Raw genomic sequence first — 15,445 nt, 5'->3', positions numbered from 1 at the left:
GGGTGGTCTCCTTGTGAATGTGCAGGGAGATCAAGAATTGAACAGAAAGCTTCATCGTCTCGTCTTCCATGCTGCGCGCGGGGTGCGCGTGGTGGTGCAGGAAACGGCTCGCGCTGCGGGCAAGGCCACGGGTGCGACCGCAGCAGTGCTGGGCACGGCGCTGCTGGCTGCTGCGCCGGCGCCTGCGCAGATCGTGGGCGCGCCCGGCGTGCCGCCGGACCTGCGGCCCATCGTGCTGCAGGCGCCCAATGGCGTGCCCCTGGTCAACATCCAGACGCCCTCCGCGGCCGGCGTCTCGCGCAACCTCTACCTCCAGTTCGACGTCCAGTCCCGAGGCGTCATCCTCAACAACAGCCGCACCGACGTGCAGACACAGCTGGGCGGTCGGGTGCAGGCCAATCCCTTCCTCGCGAACGGGCCGGCGCGCATCATCCTCAACGAGGTCGTGAGCGGCAATCCGACGCAACTGCGCGGCGCCATCGAGGTCGGCGGGCAGCGCGCCGAAGTCATCGTCGCCAACCCTGCGGGCATTGCCGTCGATGGCAGCACCTTCATCAACGCCAGCCGGGCGACGCTGACCACCGGCAAGCCGCTATTCGATGCCTCCGGCGGGCTCGAAGGCTACGTGGTGCGCGACGGCACCGTGACCCTCGACGGCGCGGGCCTCGATGCGAGGAGCACCGACTACGCGGCGATCCTGGCCCGCGCCGTGCAGGTCAACGCGGGCCTGTGGGCGAAAGAACTCAAGGTGGCGAGCGGCGCGAACCAGGTGTCGGCCGACCATGGGCAGGTGGCAGCGATCGAGGGCTCCGGCGCGAAGCCCGTCTTCCTGCTCGACGTGGCGCATCTGGGCGGCATGTATGCCAACAAGATCTTCCTGGTGGGCACCGAGCATGGCGTCGGCGCGCGCAACGCGGGCACCATCGTGGCCGCAGACGGCTCGGGCCCGCTGGGCGGCGTGGGCGAACTGGTCGTCACCGCGGAGGGCCGCCTGGAGAACATCGGCACCCTGCAGGCCGGCACCCGTGCCGACATCGCCGCAGCCAGCCTGGCCAACAGAGGCCGCGTCGCCAGCGGCCGGGACCTGAGGATCGCCACCCAGGGGACGCTCGGCAACGTGGGAACGCTGGAAGCGCAGAGCCTGCAACTGGCGAGCGCCGGGGACATCGACAACCGCGGCGGAACGATGCGCCAGGCCGGTGGCGTAGGACTGGCGGTCACGGCGAACGGCTTGAGCAACACCGGCGGCGGGGTGATCGGCGCCTTGCCGGCGAGCACGGCCGCCGGCGGTGGTGCGGCCGACATCTCCACGACGCAGGCTTCACCCGCGCCGGGTGCGATCGCCGCGGCCGGCACCCTCCTCAACGACGGCGGGCGCATCGACGCAGGCGGCCCCATCACGCTGGCGACGCGGCAACTCGACAACGCTGGGGGATCGCTCTCCATCGCGAGCCTGGCCGTCAACGGGCCGAGCTTCGGCAACGCGGGCGGAAGCGTCCAGCTCGTCGACAGCTTCAGCGCCAACGTCGATCGTTTCGACAACGCAGGGGGTGTCGTGCACGGCGGCAACCTGCAGATCGCCAGCAGCGGAGATCTGATCAACAGCGCCGGCGCCATCGTCAGCAATGGCCACGCCGCGGTCGCCGCCGCCAATCTCGGGAACGAAGCCGGGCGCATCTCCGCCGTGGGCGATCTGCGCATCGTCGCCACCGCCCTCGACAACACCGCGGGTCTCCTCGCCGCGGGCGACAGCGTGAGCATCCTCGACCCGCGTGCGGGGACGCCGGGCGCCAAGACCTTGCGCATGACCAACACCGATGGCACCGTCCTGGCGGCCAAGGCCCTGGTCGTCGATGCGGCCTCGCTCGGCTTCGACGGCAAGCTGCTTTCCAAGGGTGACATGCGCCTGACGCTCAACCAGGATGTCGTGGTCGCCGAAGGCAGCCGAACCACGGCCAGCCGCGACCTGAGCATTGCCACCGGCGGCAGCATCACCAACAGCGGGAAGCTGGCCGCCGGCCATGCGCTCACCCTCTCGGCGCGCAACATCGACAACACCGCCAGCGGCGACATCCAAAGCAAGACCACGCGACTGGCGGCCAGCGAGACGATCACCAACCGCGGCGTCATCGACGGCGTGGTCACTCGCATCGACGCAGCGACCCTCTCCAATATCGGCACCGGCCGCATCTACGGCGATGCGGTCTCGCTTGGCGCGGACACGCTGAACAACCTGCCCGAGACCGTGAGCGGGGTTGCTTCCGCCGCCACCATCGCCGCGCGGGATCGCCTGGCCATCGGCGCCCGCACGGTCGAGAACCGCGACGGCGCGTTGATTTTCAGCGACGGTGACCTCGCCATCGGCGGCAGCCTGGACGCCACCGGCCGGGCCACGGGTGCCGCCGCGAGCCTGAACAACCACGCCGCCACCATCGAGGCCACGCGCAGTGTCCGCATCCGCACCGCGGCCCTGAGCAACACCAACGGCGGCGTCACCTGGACCTTGCAGCCGGGCGCTGGCGAGCATGTCGTCGAGTACGCCATCCCGGGCAGTGCCACGCGCCATCCGGCTTCGCAGGTCCTGTTCGCCACGGGCGGTTATCTCCTCACCAACAGCACCGGGTGGAACAACTGGGTGGCCACGGATGCCTCCAACCCTCTCCTGCCCGGCGCCAACGCCGATGCCCGGCTGCTGCTGCCATCACCCGACTACCCGCTAGAGCGCTTCCGCGCCTACTACTTGCGCAGCCCCGCCAACAGTGCCGATCGCAGCTACCAGACCTGCACCGGCGGCGATGCCGGCGCCTGCGAGACCACCGCCATGCCCGGCGCCTGGTACGCGCGCGACGACCCGATCTGGGCCACCTTCGGTGTCGCGCCGCCCCCGGGTGACCTGCCTGCGCGTCATCCCGGGCGCATCGACCCGGGCATCACCGTGGGCCAGCAGGGCCTGAGCACCACCGTCGACGGCCCCTCCGGCCCAGTCACCGTCATCCTGCAGCGCTTCGACCACCCGGTCACCCAGGCCGAGTACGACCAGTGGCAGGCCTACCGCGCGGCCCATCAGGCGCTGGACGTTGCCACGCTCGATTTCATTCACGCCATCACGGGCGTGGTGCGTGGCCCGGAGGGCGACAAGGCGCCTCGCCTGTATTCCACCTATGACGCCTTCGACTACAGCGTGACCCCGTCCACGCCGGTGTTGCAGAGTTCCGCACCGGCCCGGCTCCTCGCGGGCGGCTCGATGGACATCCAGGTCGGCACCGGCACCAACGACATGAGCCAGATCCTGGCCGGTGGGACGTTGACCGTCAGCGGCGGCGTCATCGCCAACGTCGGCCGGATGGTGGATGCGCCCACGGTGCAGACGGGCACCGCCATCCACAGCGATGTTCAGAACGACAGGCGCACGTACCAATTCGCGCCCTATGACCTGACGACGAACGCCACGGTCGCGCTGGCTGCGGCGCGGCAGGAGGGCAACGTGGCCTTCGCGGGCACGGGCCAACTCGTACCGGGCCAGATCCCGCAGGGCGCAGGCGTGAACCCGATCGTGCAAGTGCCCTCGGCAGCAGGCAGCGGCCAGGTCGTTCGCACCAGCACACCGAATGCCGCCATTCCCACGGCCAGCCTGTTCTTCACGCATCCCGATCCCGGCAGCCGCTACCTCGTCGAGACCGATCCTCGCTTTGCCAACGATCAGCAGCAGTCCAGCCTTGACAACCAGCAGACGTCCAGCGTCGCGAACGAGCGCCGACGGCTGTCCAGCGACGCTCTGCTGCGTTCCCTGGGCATCGATCGCGACGGCATCCAGAAGCGCCTGGGCGATGGTCTCTACGAGCAGCGCTTGATCCGCGAGCAACTGACGCACCTGACCGGCGAGCGCCATCTGAATGGCTTCGACAGCGACGATGCCCAGTACGCGGCGCTGATGGATGCCGGCGCGACCTTCGCGAAGGAGTACCGCCTGAGGCCGGGCATCACTCTCACTGCCGAGCAGATGGCGCAGCTGACCAGCGACATCGTCTGGCTGGTCGAGCAGGAGGTGGTCTTGGCCGACGGCAGCACGCAGAAGGTGCTGGTGCCCCAGGTCTATGTGCGGTTGAAGGAGGGCGACATCGACGGCTCGGGTGCACTGCTGGGAGGCCGCAACGTGAACCTGCACCTTGCGGGGGACCTCACCACCCAGGGCGGCACCATCGCCGGCCGGGAAGCCGTGGTGATCTCGGCCCAGAACATTCACAACCTTGGCGGCCGCATCGCGGGCGATGACGTCGCACTTGCTGCGCGCCAGGACATCGACGTCATCGGGGGCAGCGTCGATGCGCAAAACAGCCTGACAGCCGCAGCAGGGCGCGACATCCACGTCGTGACGACCACGCGCGAAGCCGCCAGCGACACCGGCATGTTGTTCGGCTCGGACGCAGCCAGTGGCGTCAGGAGATGGGCCGCAGCGACAGCATCAAGGCCATCGCCACATCGATGCTGACGGCCGGCCTGATCGAGGGCTTGCACAGCTCCGGGCTCGTGCCGGAGAACATCGCCCATGCCACCAACGGCTCGGCACGTCTGCCCGATCAACTTCGGCGCCAACTGATCGACAACGCCGCCGCCTCGGTGGTGCGCAGCGCGGTCAACGGCACGAGCCTGGAAGGCGAACTGCGGCAGGGACTCGCGAATGCCGTGCTGAACACGGGGGCGGCGCAAAGCGCATTCGCGATCGGCGACAACGGACCTCAAGGAAGCCAACGGCTCAATGCCTTCGCCGCTGAAGTCGCACATGCCATCGCGGGCTGCGTGGTGGGCGCAGGACGATCAGGCAGCGCCAATGGCTGCGCACCGGGTGCCTTTGGCGCCGTGGTGGGGCACCTGACCGCGCAGTGGGTTAACCCCACCGGCGATCCAGGCCTCGCGACCGAGACGCTGGCAGCGTCGCAACTGATGGCCGGCATCGCTGGAGCGATCGCGGGTGGGGAAGAGTGGGACGTGTACGTAGCCTCGCGCGCGGGCGTGAACGCAGCGGAAAACAACTGGCTCAGTGGCCAACAGCGAACCCGGGCGCGTCGGGCCGCCAATGCAGCGCAGATCGATGCGTGGGCGAACGCGGACGCGGCGCAGCAGCGCACGCTCGATGCGCTGACGGCAGCGAGGGATGCGGCAGCCATCGCAGGCACGCCGGACGAGTCGAGGGCCGCCTATCAGCAGTTGAAGTCGGCCACGGCCAACGCTTCGGCCCTCGCTCAAGACCTGAGGGCAGCGGGGGACAGCAGCGGCGCGGCCTTCGTGAGCCGGCAACTGCTGGGCGGCACGGTCGCCATGCAGCAGTTGGGTGCTCAGCTTGGCTTGCCGCTGGAGTTCACTTCGGAGCAAAGGCTGGCGCTGGCGAATGCATACAGCGAGTTGGGAATGGCGCTGGCTGGTGCGGAAGGCGGGCTTGCGTCCGGGAGCCTGGGTGGCCGGATTGCTGCGTCCATGCCTCGCATGGGAAACGATGCCACGGAGACGACGATCCGCGGGGCAATCAATAGCGAGCTGGCAATCCAGAACAACTTCTATCGAGACGGTGCCATTGCTGACCCTGCGCAACCGATGTCGATGGCCGGGCCCTGGCGGCCGTCTGCTTTCCTCGCGGCGAACGAGGCAGACATCCTGGTGAGCAACAGCGTGCCGGCAAGCATCAGGATCACCGGTCGAACGAGTGCCAATACAGGGAACGCATCAGCCGTCGCGGATGGGTACGAGCCGCCTTACATTCCGGGCACGAGCATCATCCAAGGAACAACCACGGAGCCGACCAGCTTTTCACGCGTGTATGTGGATCAGATTGGTCGCTCGAACCAGGTCGGGGCTTGGCTCTTGCGCTCTGAGGACATTGCCGGACTGTCTGCCGAGCAGATTGCCAGCAAGTTCGGTTTGCCGCAGGTGCCGACGATGATCACCGATGCAACGATCCCCGCGGGTACGCCGCTGAACATCAGCGCGGCCAATGGAATTTCACCATGGGCGAATCGAGGGATCTACACGGGAGGAAATGGGGGTGGGGGCGGGGTGCAATATGAGTTGGACCTGCCGCGGCGCGACATCGATCCAGGTTGGTTCACGAATGAGAGGCCACTGAAATGAGCGTAGAAGACTTTGAAGGCTGGAGGTATTGCACGGTGCTGTTGCCTGAAGAGGAGCGTCTTGTCTGCTATTTTTTTCGGAACGGTGAGAGCCAAGTGAGCTGCTACGACGAGAACCACAACGTGTTTCGCCTGGACAGAGACGGCAATGTCATCTGGCAGGTTCAGCGCGACGAGCAAGGCAAGCTCAACTGGGAGGCTATGGATGAGCACGCGCGAGTTCGCGGGGAAGATGGTGCGCGCGAACCATTCACAAAGCTGCTGGTGGTGCAACCTGATGGAACCCGAAGACGAAATCCGAAAGATGGGAGCGCGCTGGATGTCGATGAATGGGTGCCTGGCTGCAAGGTGTTTAGTGACAGCGCTGACGGGCAGATCTATGAGATCGATATAGAAGCCGGTGTTGCACGCAACGTCACACCGCATAGACAACGACGGTGGTAGCGAGGTCGAGCAGGGGTGACGGCCTTGGTGGCGGGCGTGGCTGCGGTTGCCTCGGCCCCGATGGCAGCGCAGGCCGGAACTGCGGCGAGCAGCGCAGCGAGATCCGTTGGCGCGAGCGAGAGTCTCCGTGAGCGCCAGCGCAGCAGTGCAGTCCGGCGTGAACGCGCTCGCCAGCCGCGCCGCCATGAGCCTGGCCAACAACGATGGTCCCCTGGGCAGAGTCATCCAGGAGATGGGCAGCTTGACAGTATCAAGGCCATCGCCGCATCGATGCTGGCGGCCCCACGGTAGCGGCGCAGAGCGCCGACAAGATCGGCGACCTCGGGACCGTGCCTTTGCTGACCCTGCGCTAACCGACTTCGAAGGCCGGGCCTTGGCGGCCATCCGCTTCCCTCGCGGCGACCGAGGCAGACATCCCGGCGCGCAGCAGCGTGCCGACAAGCGTCAAGATCACGACGCCGGGCCGCCCCCTAAGAAGACCCACACCGCCCCTTCTCATTCGACTTGAAGCAGAAGTCCGCCGTCAGGCTCGACGACTCCCACGGCACCTGCACCCGGCCAGTGGCCTCCGCCACGCCGATGCGTACCCGCTTGAAGAGCTGCTCGATCTGCAGCCCCGGCGTCGACATGTTCGCCAGCAGGTGCTGCGCATAGACGCTGTGCTTGCCGGTGGCGCCGTCCAGCGCGACGCCGTTGGGCGCGGTCGAGAAAGCGACCAGGGTGCCCACCGGGGCGTCGAGGGTGGCCAGGCCGCCCGGCGTGGCGCCGCGGAACTTCAGGCGCCGCCCGTCGGGGCCGACGATCACGCCGGCGGCGAAGGGGTTCACGCGGCAGGCGTCGAGCACCACGATGTTGATGCCGTTCTGGATGGCGCTGAGCCGGTCCACGAATTCGCCGACGTCCGCGCTCTGCCGCGGGATCTCGTCTTCCGACTGCGGGTCGGCATCGATCGGCACCAGGTAGTTGCGGCCCTTCACCTGCACGCCGTGGCCGGCATAGAAGAGCATGCGCACCGCCGCCTTCGGCGCGCGCACCGAGAACTCGCGCAGCGCCTCGATCAGCTCCGGCAGCCGGGTGTTCTGGCGCAGGCTCACCTCGTAGCCCAGGCCACGCAGGGACTCGGCCACCGCGGCAGCGTCGCCCGGCGGGTTTTTCAACGGGGCGGCGCGGTAGGCGCCGTTGCCGATCACCAGGGCGATGCGCGACTCGGCGGGCGCGGCGATGGCAGGGGCCAGGCGCAGCGCCGTGGCGCCCAAGGTGCATTGCAGCAGCATGCGACGGGTGAGCAGCGTGGCCATGGCGTCTACTCCCGGGGCGGCACACCGGGTGCAAGCGCGGCGGCCTGGACGATGGGCGCGGACTGCACCTTGGCGAGGGCCTGGGCCTCGCTGCCGGCCGGCACGCGCAGGTAGTAGTCGCCCAACTGCCCGGGGCCCCCGGCCAGCTCGCCCTGGACCTGGACCAGCAGCAGGCGGATGTCGGCCTCCTTGGCGTCGGGCGCGAAGCTGACCTTGAGCATCGGGCCTTCCTCGACGCGCACCGCGTTCAGGGCGCGGATCTGGTCGGCATCCTCGCGGGCGTGGCCGAGCAGATTGAGGATCACGCCGCCCTGCACGGCCACCAGCGCCAGCCCGGCCAGGGCGAAGCTCGGGCGCATGCCGAAATTGCCGAAGAAGGCGCCGATGCGCTCGGCCAGGCTCGGGCGGTCGCCCTGGATCAGGCGCATGGTGCGGGCCAGGCCGATGGTGGCCGGCACGGCCGGGACGTTTTCCCGCACGCGCATCTGCAGGGATCGGTACCAGTCCAGCTCACTGCGGGCCTCGGGGTGCTGGGCGAGGTAGTCGTCGACCCATGCGCGGTCTTCGGCACCCAGCGAGCCGTTGACGTACCAGGGGACCAGTTCTTCGAAGCGTTTGTTCATGATGCCTGTGCTCCCGCGGCCTGGGCCGCGATCCGCTTGCACGGGACCTTCCCGTGGCTCCTCTGGGTTGCGGGCCTCGCGCGGATGGTTCAGATTATTTTTGCCGGCTGTCTGGTGCGCCGCAAGCTCGCCCGCCCCGCCCGGCCGCCGCTACGACGCCAGGGCGCCCTTGGCTTCCGGCGCCGTGCCCTCCTTGCGCAGCAGCGATTCCAGGCATTTCTTGATCTTCTGGCGGGCGTGGAAGAGGCGGGTCTTGACGGTGCCCTCCGGGCAGTTCTGGATCTCCGCCACCTCGGCCAGGCCCATGCCCTCGTAGAAGACCAGGTGCATGCATTCGCGGTGCTCGTCCGAGAGCTTGCCCATGCAGTGCTGCACGCCCTCGCGCCGCTGCTTGCCGGCCAGTTCGGCGTAGCCGTCCGGCGTGTCGGCGGCCGTGGTTTCGGCGATGTCTTCGAGATCGCCGTGCACCTCGTCGGGCCGGCGCGAGCGGTAGACCATCAGCGCCTTGCGGCGCGCGATGCCGATGAGCCAGGTGGAGAACTGCGAATCGCCGCGAAAGCGGTCCGGGTGGCGCCAGACCTCGTAGAGCGTGTCCGCCAGCACTTCCTCGGCCCGGGCATGGTCGTTCAGCATGTTGAGCACGTAGGCGTACACCCGCTGGCTGAACGCCTTGTACAGCTGGCGAAAGGCCGCCTGGTCTTCGCGGCCGATGCGTACGAGCAACTGGGTGACCTCGTCGTTGTCCATGCGCGCAGTGGGGATGACGGTGGCTCAATATACGCCCGAGTGCGGCCGCCGCAGGCCCTGCCGTGCTGCCTATGGCAGATGGCCAGAGGGCCGGGTCCGGCGAAGTTGCGCCCCGCCTTTGCGCGCTTTCCTGACACGGAAGCTGCCCTTCGTGCGACGAGGCAGGCCGCCGTCGCGGGGGACGATCGGGCTCGTACCAACGGAGATCCCCTATGAACAAGTACCCGGGCGACCCGGCCGCCGGACGCGCATTCCGCCGCATGGCCTTGCTGCTGGCCATCCTTGTGATCGGCGGCGTGGCGGCGCTCTTCGTCTGGATCAAGGAGCCCGCGGGTACGACCATCGAGCCGACCGGCGGGCCCGAGGCCGCCGGCGCATCCGGCGGCGTCGCCAGGCAGCCGGCGGAGTAGGGCGGCGTCATGGGTCGCAGGCAGCACGACCGGACACTGTGGCGCCTGACAGCGGTCCTGGCGGCGCTCACCCTGGGCTGGGTCATCCTCGTGCTCGTGCTGGTCGAGCCGGTGCGATGAGGGCCTTGTAACCCCGTCCCCCTCCTGGTACGAATAGGAGCTGGAGCCTCTCGGCGTTCGGCCTGCGGATCGCGTCGATGCCTTCCTGAAGCCGGCCTGCCGTGGGCTCTGCCGTGGTGCCGGTGCACGCCGCGTCGCGTGCGCCGGGGCTATCGATCCCGCGGACCCGAGGTCCGTCGTTCCCGGAAGGAGTACGCCATGCAGATCAACGAAAGCAGACTCAACGCCCTGCTCGAACGAATGGTGGGCGAGTTCGGCGCCCTGGCCAGCGCACCGCTCGTGCTGCTCGGGGACCGTCTCGGGCTCTACAAGGCCATGGCGGGCGCCGGGGCGCTCACGGTGGACCAGTTCAGTGAACGCACGGGCCTGCGCCTGCGCTACGCGCAGGAGTGGCTCAACGCACAGGCCGCGAGCGGCTTCGTCGACTACGACCCCGGCGCGCAGACCTATGCGCTCTCCCCGGAGGCCGCCATGGTGCTGGCCGATGACGCCAGCCCGGCCTTCATGGTCGGCGGCTTCGAGGTGCTGATGTCCTTGTTCCTCGACATCGACAAGGTCCAGAAGGCCTTTCGCGACGGCTCCGGCCTGGGGTGGCACGAGCATCATTCCAGCCTGTTTTCCGGCACCGAACGCTTCTTCCGCGCCGGCTACAACGCGAACCTGGCGCCCAACTGGATTCCTGCCCTGGACGGGATGAGCGAGCGGCTTCAAGCCGGGGCGCGCATGGCCGACGTCGGTTGCGGCTTCGGCGCATCGACCATCGTGATGGCGCAGGCCTATCCGGCCTCGACCTTCGTCGGCTATGACTTCCACGAGCCGTCCATCGCCGCCGCGCGCGAGCGCGCGGCAGCGGCCGGCGTCGCCGACCGCGTGCGCTTCGAGGTGGCGGGCGCGACCCGCTATCCGGGGCGCGATTTCGACCTCGTGGCCTTTTTCGATTGCCTGCACGACATGGGTGACCCGGTCGGCGCCGGCAGGCATGTGCGCGAGACACTCAAGCCCGACGGCATCTGGATGATCGTCGAGCCATTCGCCAACGACCGGCTGGAGGACAACCTCAATCCGGTCGGCCGCATCTACTATTCGGCCTCCACGATGGTCTGCACGCCCTGTTCGCTGTCGCAGGACGTGGGCCTGGCGCTGGGTGCCCAGGCAGGAGAGCGGCGCCTGGGCGAGGTGGTTCGCGAAGCCGGGTTCAGCCGCTTCCGGCGGGCAGCGCAGACGCCGTTCAATCTCGTCTTCGAAGCCCGGCCTTAGCTGGCGCGCAACTGCACCGGTCAGCCGGCCCGCCGGCGCATCATCATCATCAGCGCCGTGGCGGCCATGAGCGCGAGGAGGGCCCCCATGCCCAGCGCCGTGGCGCGCAGCCCGAAGAGCCCCGCGCTCAGGCCGGAGCCGATGGCCGGCACGCTGAACGCCAGGTAGCTGAGTACGTAGAAGCTCGCCATCAGCGCGGCCCGCTCGTGCGCTTCGGCCAGCGAGGCCAGGCTGCGCAGCGACCCGCTGAAGGCCGAGCCGAAGCCCAGGCCCGTGACCGCGGCGCCGACGAAGAACGCAGCGGTCGATGGCAGCAGGATGCCGGCCAGGCTCAAGGCCAGGCCCAGCGTCAATGCCGTGGCGCCGAGCGCAAGGGCGCGGTGGGCCGGCCATGCGCGCACCGCCAGCAGCGTGATCGCGCTGCTCAGCACCGTGGCCGTGATCAGCAAGCCGCCGACCATCGGCGCGTCGCTGCCCGTCACGATGCGCGCCAGCGTCGGGCCGAGCGACAGGTAGAAGCCGGCGAGCGCCCATTGCGCCGTGTTGACGGGCAACACCTGCCACAACATGGCGCGGGCCCTGGCGGGAATCGCGAGCTGCGGGCGCAGCGAGCGCCAGGCGCCGGGGCGGCGCGCGACCGTCTCCGGCAGGTACAGGGCCGCGGCGATCTGCAGGGCGAAGACCAGCATCAGCAGGTCGAACACCAGGCGCGTCGGCTCGGGCCCGAACTGCACGAGCAGGCTGGTTCCGAAGGCGCCGGCGGCCATGCCGACCATCGGCGCCACGCCATTGACGAGCGGCCCGCGTTCGCGGTGCAAGTCGAGCAGGCCCGCGCTGAGCGCGCCGGTCGCGATGCCCGTGGCGATGCCCTGCAGGACGCGCGCCGACAGCAGCCAGGCCACCGAGTCGGCGCGCCAGAACAGCAGCGTGGCGGCGAACTCCAGCACCAGCGCGCCGAGGACCACGTCGCGCCGGCCGAGGTGGTCGGACAGCCGACCGAAGACCAGCAGCGCGCCCAGCAGGGCGAAGGCGTAGCTTGCGAAGATGACCGTCAGCGTCAGCGCGGAGAAGCCCCAGGCGTCGCGGTAGAGCGCGTAAAGCGGCGAGGGCGCCGTGGAGGCCGCGAGGAAGCTGACCAGCAGCGAAGCCTTGAGCCAGAGGGCGCGGCCGTGGCCCAGGCGCGTCTGGGGCCAGCCTGCGGTGATGGGGGGATGGGGGGTCGAGCCGGACAGCATGGGGTTCCTCTGATCTGATAAACGCAAAAAAATTGCGTTTGTGGATTGTGAGGGTTTGGACGCATTAACGCAAATCCTTTGCTTTAGAATGGTCGGCCATGAGTTCAATACCCGTTCCCCGCCCCGGTGGACGCAGCGCGCGCGTCCAGGCCGCGGTCCACCTGGCCACGCGCCAACTGCTGGACGAGCGGGACCGAGCAGACATCACCGTGCCCATGATCGCGGCGCGCGCCGGTGTCACGCCCTCGACGGTCTACCGGCGCTGGGGCGACCTGGCGGAGTTGCTTGCGGATGTCGCCGTCGAGCGGCTGCGGCCCGAAGGCGAGCCGCCCGACACCGGCAGCGTCCAAGGCGACCTGGTGGCTTGGGCCGATCAATTTCGGGATGAGATGAACTCGGATCTCGGGCGCGCGATGGTCCGCGACGTGGTGCTGGGGCGGGGCGTGGACGCTGCGGACGAGCCTTGCGCCTGCGCCCGGTTCTCGAAGAGCCAGTTGGAGGTGATCCTCGAGCGCGGCAAGGCGCGCGGCGAGCAGGGGCCCGAGGTCGACGTGCTCATGGACCATGTCGTCGCCCCGATCGTCTACCGCATGATGTTCGGCCTGCCGACGGCCTCGCAGGCCGACGTTCGGGCCTGGGTGGAGGCTTGTGTCGAAGATGCCGCGCCGCGGCAACGCGCCGGGAGGTAGCAGCATCCCGCCCGAGGGGTGCGGCCGCCGCCAGAGGCCCGCGGCTTCCCTCAGTCGTTGTTGCGCTCGCACCGGCGCGCGTTCACCAGGCAGCGCGCGTAGTCGGGATCGTTCTTGAGCAGGAACATCGCCCGCGCCGCCACGGCGGTGTCGGCGAAGTCGGTGAACAGGCCGTCCACGCCGGCTTCGTAGAAGGCCAGGTACTCGTTGACCGGGTTGCCCTCGAAGGTGCCGGTCAGCCGCTTCTGCTCGTTGCGAAAGGTGTAGGGGTGCACCAGCAGACCGAGCCGGTGCGCGTTCTCCACCACCGGGGTGGGCGGCAGCAGCACGCGGTCGCGGTCGTCCACCGCGCCGTCGCCGGTGACGTCCGCGCAGGCGCCGTTCTGGATAGTCTTGCAGGCGCTGGGGATCAGGTAGGGCTTCCAGGGGCCGATGCCGTCGGCATAGCCCTTGACCTCTTGCAGCCCGCGCGGGGTCAGCAGGTCACCGAAGGTGCCCTCGCGGCCCGACACCGCCCAGTCGTAGGGCTTGTCGTAGGGCTTGGTGAAGTCCATCGTGCCGTCGGGTTTCACATCGTTGGCGTCGATCAGCTGGATCAGACGTACGCTGGTCTTGGTGCGCAGGTAGCGCAGGTTCGCGGTCTCGAAGGACTGGATGAAGACCGGCGCGTTGCGGTGGTTCCAGCCGGCCTGGGTGAGCACGTTCAGCAGGCGGTCTTCCAGTGGCAGGCCGATCTGCTGGTGGTAGGTCGGGTGCTTGGTCTCGGGGTAGATCCCGATGCGGCGCCCTTCCTCGCGCGACTTGCGCTTGGCCAGCTCGATCACTTCCTGCAAGGTCGGGATCTGGAATTGGCCGTTGAAGGCCTGATCGCGCTCGGGGAAGGACTGCACGGCCCGCAACTGCCTGATCTCGGCCAGGGTGAAGTCGCTGGCGAAGAAGCCCTCCGTGGGCACGCCGTCGAGCATCACGGTGCGGCGGCGGTCGGCGAATTGGGGGAGGCTCTTGACGTTGGTGGTGGCTATCAAATTGGGCTCGTGGCGCGCGATCAGGTGGCCGTCCTTGGTGGCGACCAGATCCGGCTCGATGTAGTCGGCACCCAGCAGGATGCCCATGGCATAGGCTTCCAGCGTGTGCTCGGGCAGGTAGCCGCTGGCGCCTCCGCGATGGCCGATCACCAGCGGCGCGTTGTCGGCCCTGCGGCGATTCCCCTGGCCGTCATGGGCCGCCGCAGGAGCGGCCGCGGCGAGCAGCATGCCGGCGGCGAGCAGGGCGGTGCACAGGTTTCTGGCCTTGTTCATGAAACTCTCCTCTCGATGGTGGTGGTGGGTGACGACGGTATGCGCAACGCGTGACATCCGAGTGAACGAATGTTTCCCGGGCCTAAGATGCCGGTCCGGGCCGAGGGCCGAACGAAGACGCATGGAGACGCGTGGAGACGCATGGATCGCTGGACCGAAATCGAACTGTTCGTTCACGTCGCCGAGCTCGGCAGCCTGTCGCGCGCCGCGGAGGCGACGGGCCTGTCGAACGCCGCGGCCAGCCGGCGCCTGGCCGCGCTGGAAGCCCGGCTGGGCGCGCAGCTGGTGCAGCGCAACACGCGCCGCCTGGCGCTGACCGAGACCGGCGAGCAGTACCACGCCCGATGCAGGGCCATCCTGGCGGACCTGCGCGAGGCGGACTCGGCCGTCAATGCCTCCGCCGCGGAGCCGATGGGCACGCTGCGCGTGAGCGCCTCGCTCTCCTTCGCGGTGCAGCACATCGCGCCGCTCCTGCGGGCCTACACCGAGCGCTACCCGCAGGTCACGGTGCATGTCGAAGCGGCCAACCGCTACCTGGACCTGATCGACAACAACATCGACGTGGCGATCCGCACCCGCGAGTACGAGAACGACTCCGGCATCACGATCCGCGGCCTGGCCGAAACGCGGCGCATCCTGGCCGCCTCGCCCGGCTACCTGGACCGGCGCGGAGCGCCGCGCACGGTGGACGAGCTGGCCGGGCACGACCTGCTGATCTACACCTATGCCAACAACCCCGACGAGCTGAGCTTCCGGCGCGGCGAAGAGCGGCGCGCGCTCAAGGTGAAAGGGCTGCTGGAGTCCAACGACGGCCAGGTGCTGCGCGCGGCCGCGCTGGACGGCCTGGGCATCCTGGTGCAGCCCAAGTACATCCTCTACGACGACATCGTGGCCGGCCGGCTGGTGCCGGTGCTGGACGACTGGGACCTGCCGCGGCTGCGCATCAACATCGCCTTCCAGAGCCGGCGCCACATGTCGGCCAAGGTGCGGACCTTCATCGACTTCCTGGTCCGGCACTTCGAGCGCATGGAGTACGAGCGCAAGTGGACGTGCTGATGCGCCGATGCGCCGATGCATTCGGCGCGGCCGGCGGTATTCAGCGCGGCGGCGCGCCGTCGAAGGCCCGCTGCAGCAGCGCGCGGATGGCCTGGCGCTCGGGTGGGCCGAAGGGCCGCGGGTTCCAGTAGGGGTTGGCCACGGCG

General features: G+C 68.9%; 12 protein-coding genes. 7 read left to right on the top strand and 5 right to left on the bottom strand.

Annotated features, from left to right (window positions below; genetic code table 11):
* Nucleotides 1–37 precede the first annotated feature (37 nt).
* The 3 genes from ABEA07_RS10050 to ABEA07_RS10040 are packed head-to-tail and all read left to right on the top strand — an operon-like array spanning nt 38 to nt 6,566.
* Nucleotides 38–4,489 (top strand): two-partner secretion domain-containing protein, encoded by a 4,452-nt coding sequence (locus ABEA07_RS10050; protein WP_345537578.1) that lies wholly within the window; start codon nt 38–40, stop codon nt 4,487–4,489.
* Complete coding sequence (locus tag ABEA07_RS10045; RefSeq protein WP_345537577.1) at nt 4,444–6,123, top strand: DUF637 domain-containing protein; 1,680 nt, start codon at nt 4,444–4,446, stop codon at nt 6,121–6,123. The genes ABEA07_RS10050 and ABEA07_RS10045 overlap by 46 nt, the downstream gene beginning before the upstream one ends.
* Complete coding sequence (locus tag ABEA07_RS10040; protein WP_345537576.1) at nt 6,120–6,566, top strand: hypothetical protein; 447 nt, start codon at nt 6,120–6,122, stop codon at nt 6,564–6,566. The genes ABEA07_RS10045 and ABEA07_RS10040 overlap by 4 nt, the downstream gene beginning before the upstream one ends.
* A gap of 470 nt (nt 6,567–7,036) precedes the next feature.
* Here ABEA07_RS10040 and ABEA07_RS10035 read toward each other — a convergent pair whose 3' ends face one another.
* From ABEA07_RS10035 to ABEA07_RS10025, 3 genes are all read right to left on the bottom strand, one after another.
* Nucleotides 7,037–7,864 carry a caspase family protein gene (locus ABEA07_RS10035; protein ID WP_345537574.1) on the bottom strand — a complete coding sequence of 276 codons (828 nt, stop codon included), beginning with the start codon at nt 7,862–7,864 and terminating at the stop codon, nt 7,037–7,039.
* Between the two features lie 5 nt (nt 7,865–7,869).
* A complete protein-coding gene (locus ABEA07_RS10030; RefSeq protein WP_345537573.1) occupies nt 7,870–8,487 on the bottom strand; it encodes an anti-sigma factor in 618 nt (205 codons plus the stop codon).
* Between the two features lie 150 nt (nt 8,488–8,637).
* Complete coding sequence (locus ABEA07_RS10025; protein WP_345537572.1) at nt 8,638–9,234, bottom strand: RNA polymerase sigma factor; 597 nt, start codon at nt 9,232–9,234, stop codon at nt 8,638–8,640.
* A gap of 212 nt (nt 9,235–9,446) precedes the next feature.
* Here ABEA07_RS10025 and ABEA07_RS10020 point away from each other — a divergent pair, with 212 nt between their 5' ends.
* Together ABEA07_RS10020 and ABEA07_RS10015 are read left to right on the top strand one after the other, a co-directional pair.
* Nucleotides 9,447–9,644 carry a hypothetical protein gene (locus ABEA07_RS10020; RefSeq protein ID WP_345537571.1) on the top strand — a complete coding sequence of 66 codons (198 nt, stop codon included), beginning with the start codon at nt 9,447–9,449 and terminating at the stop codon, nt 9,642–9,644.
* A gap of 318 nt (nt 9,645–9,962) precedes the next feature.
* Nucleotides 9,963–11,021 (top strand): class I SAM-dependent methyltransferase, encoded by a 1,059-nt coding sequence (locus ABEA07_RS10015; protein ID WP_345537570.1) that lies wholly within the window; start codon nt 9,963–9,965, stop codon nt 11,019–11,021.
* 20 nt (nt 11,022–11,041) lie between these two features.
* Here ABEA07_RS10015 and ABEA07_RS10010 read toward each other — a convergent pair whose 3' ends face one another.
* Nucleotides 11,042–12,256, bottom strand: a complete 1,215-nt coding sequence (locus ABEA07_RS10010) for an MFS transporter (RefSeq protein ID WP_345537568.1) — start codon at nt 12,254–12,256, stop codon at nt 11,042–11,044.
* A gap of 98 nt (nt 12,257–12,354) precedes the next feature.
* On the opposite strand from ABEA07_RS10010, the gene ABEA07_RS10005 reads away from it, so the two are divergent.
* Nucleotides 12,355–12,945: a TetR/AcrR family transcriptional regulator gene (locus ABEA07_RS10005; protein ID WP_345537567.1), complete on the top strand. Its 591-nt coding sequence runs from the start codon at nt 12,355–12,357 to the stop codon at nt 12,943–12,945.
* 50 nt (nt 12,946–12,995) lie between these two features.
* Here ABEA07_RS10005 and ABEA07_RS10000 read toward each other — a convergent pair whose 3' ends face one another.
* Nucleotides 12,996–14,243 carry a glycerophosphodiester phosphodiesterase gene (locus ABEA07_RS10000; protein ID WP_345537565.1) on the bottom strand — a complete coding sequence of 416 codons (1,248 nt, stop codon included), beginning with the start codon at nt 14,241–14,243 and terminating at the stop codon, nt 12,996–12,998.
* A 141-nt stretch (nt 14,244–14,384) separates the two neighbouring features.
* On the opposite strand from ABEA07_RS10000, the gene ABEA07_RS09995 reads away from it, so the two are divergent.
* Complete coding sequence (locus ABEA07_RS09995; RefSeq protein ID WP_345537563.1) at nt 14,385–15,299, top strand: LysR family transcriptional regulator; 915 nt, start codon at nt 14,385–14,387, stop codon at nt 15,297–15,299.
* The last annotated feature ends 146 nt before the right edge of the window (nt 15,300–15,445 follow it).

The organism is Variovorax defluvii (genome assembly GCF_039541515.1).
Classification (GTDB): domain Bacteria; phylum Pseudomonadota; class Gammaproteobacteria; order Burkholderiales; family Burkholderiaceae_C; genus Variovorax; species Variovorax defluvii.
The sequence above is the reverse complement of the archived record's forward strand: the minus strand, read 5'-3'. Positions and strand labels throughout refer to the sequence as shown.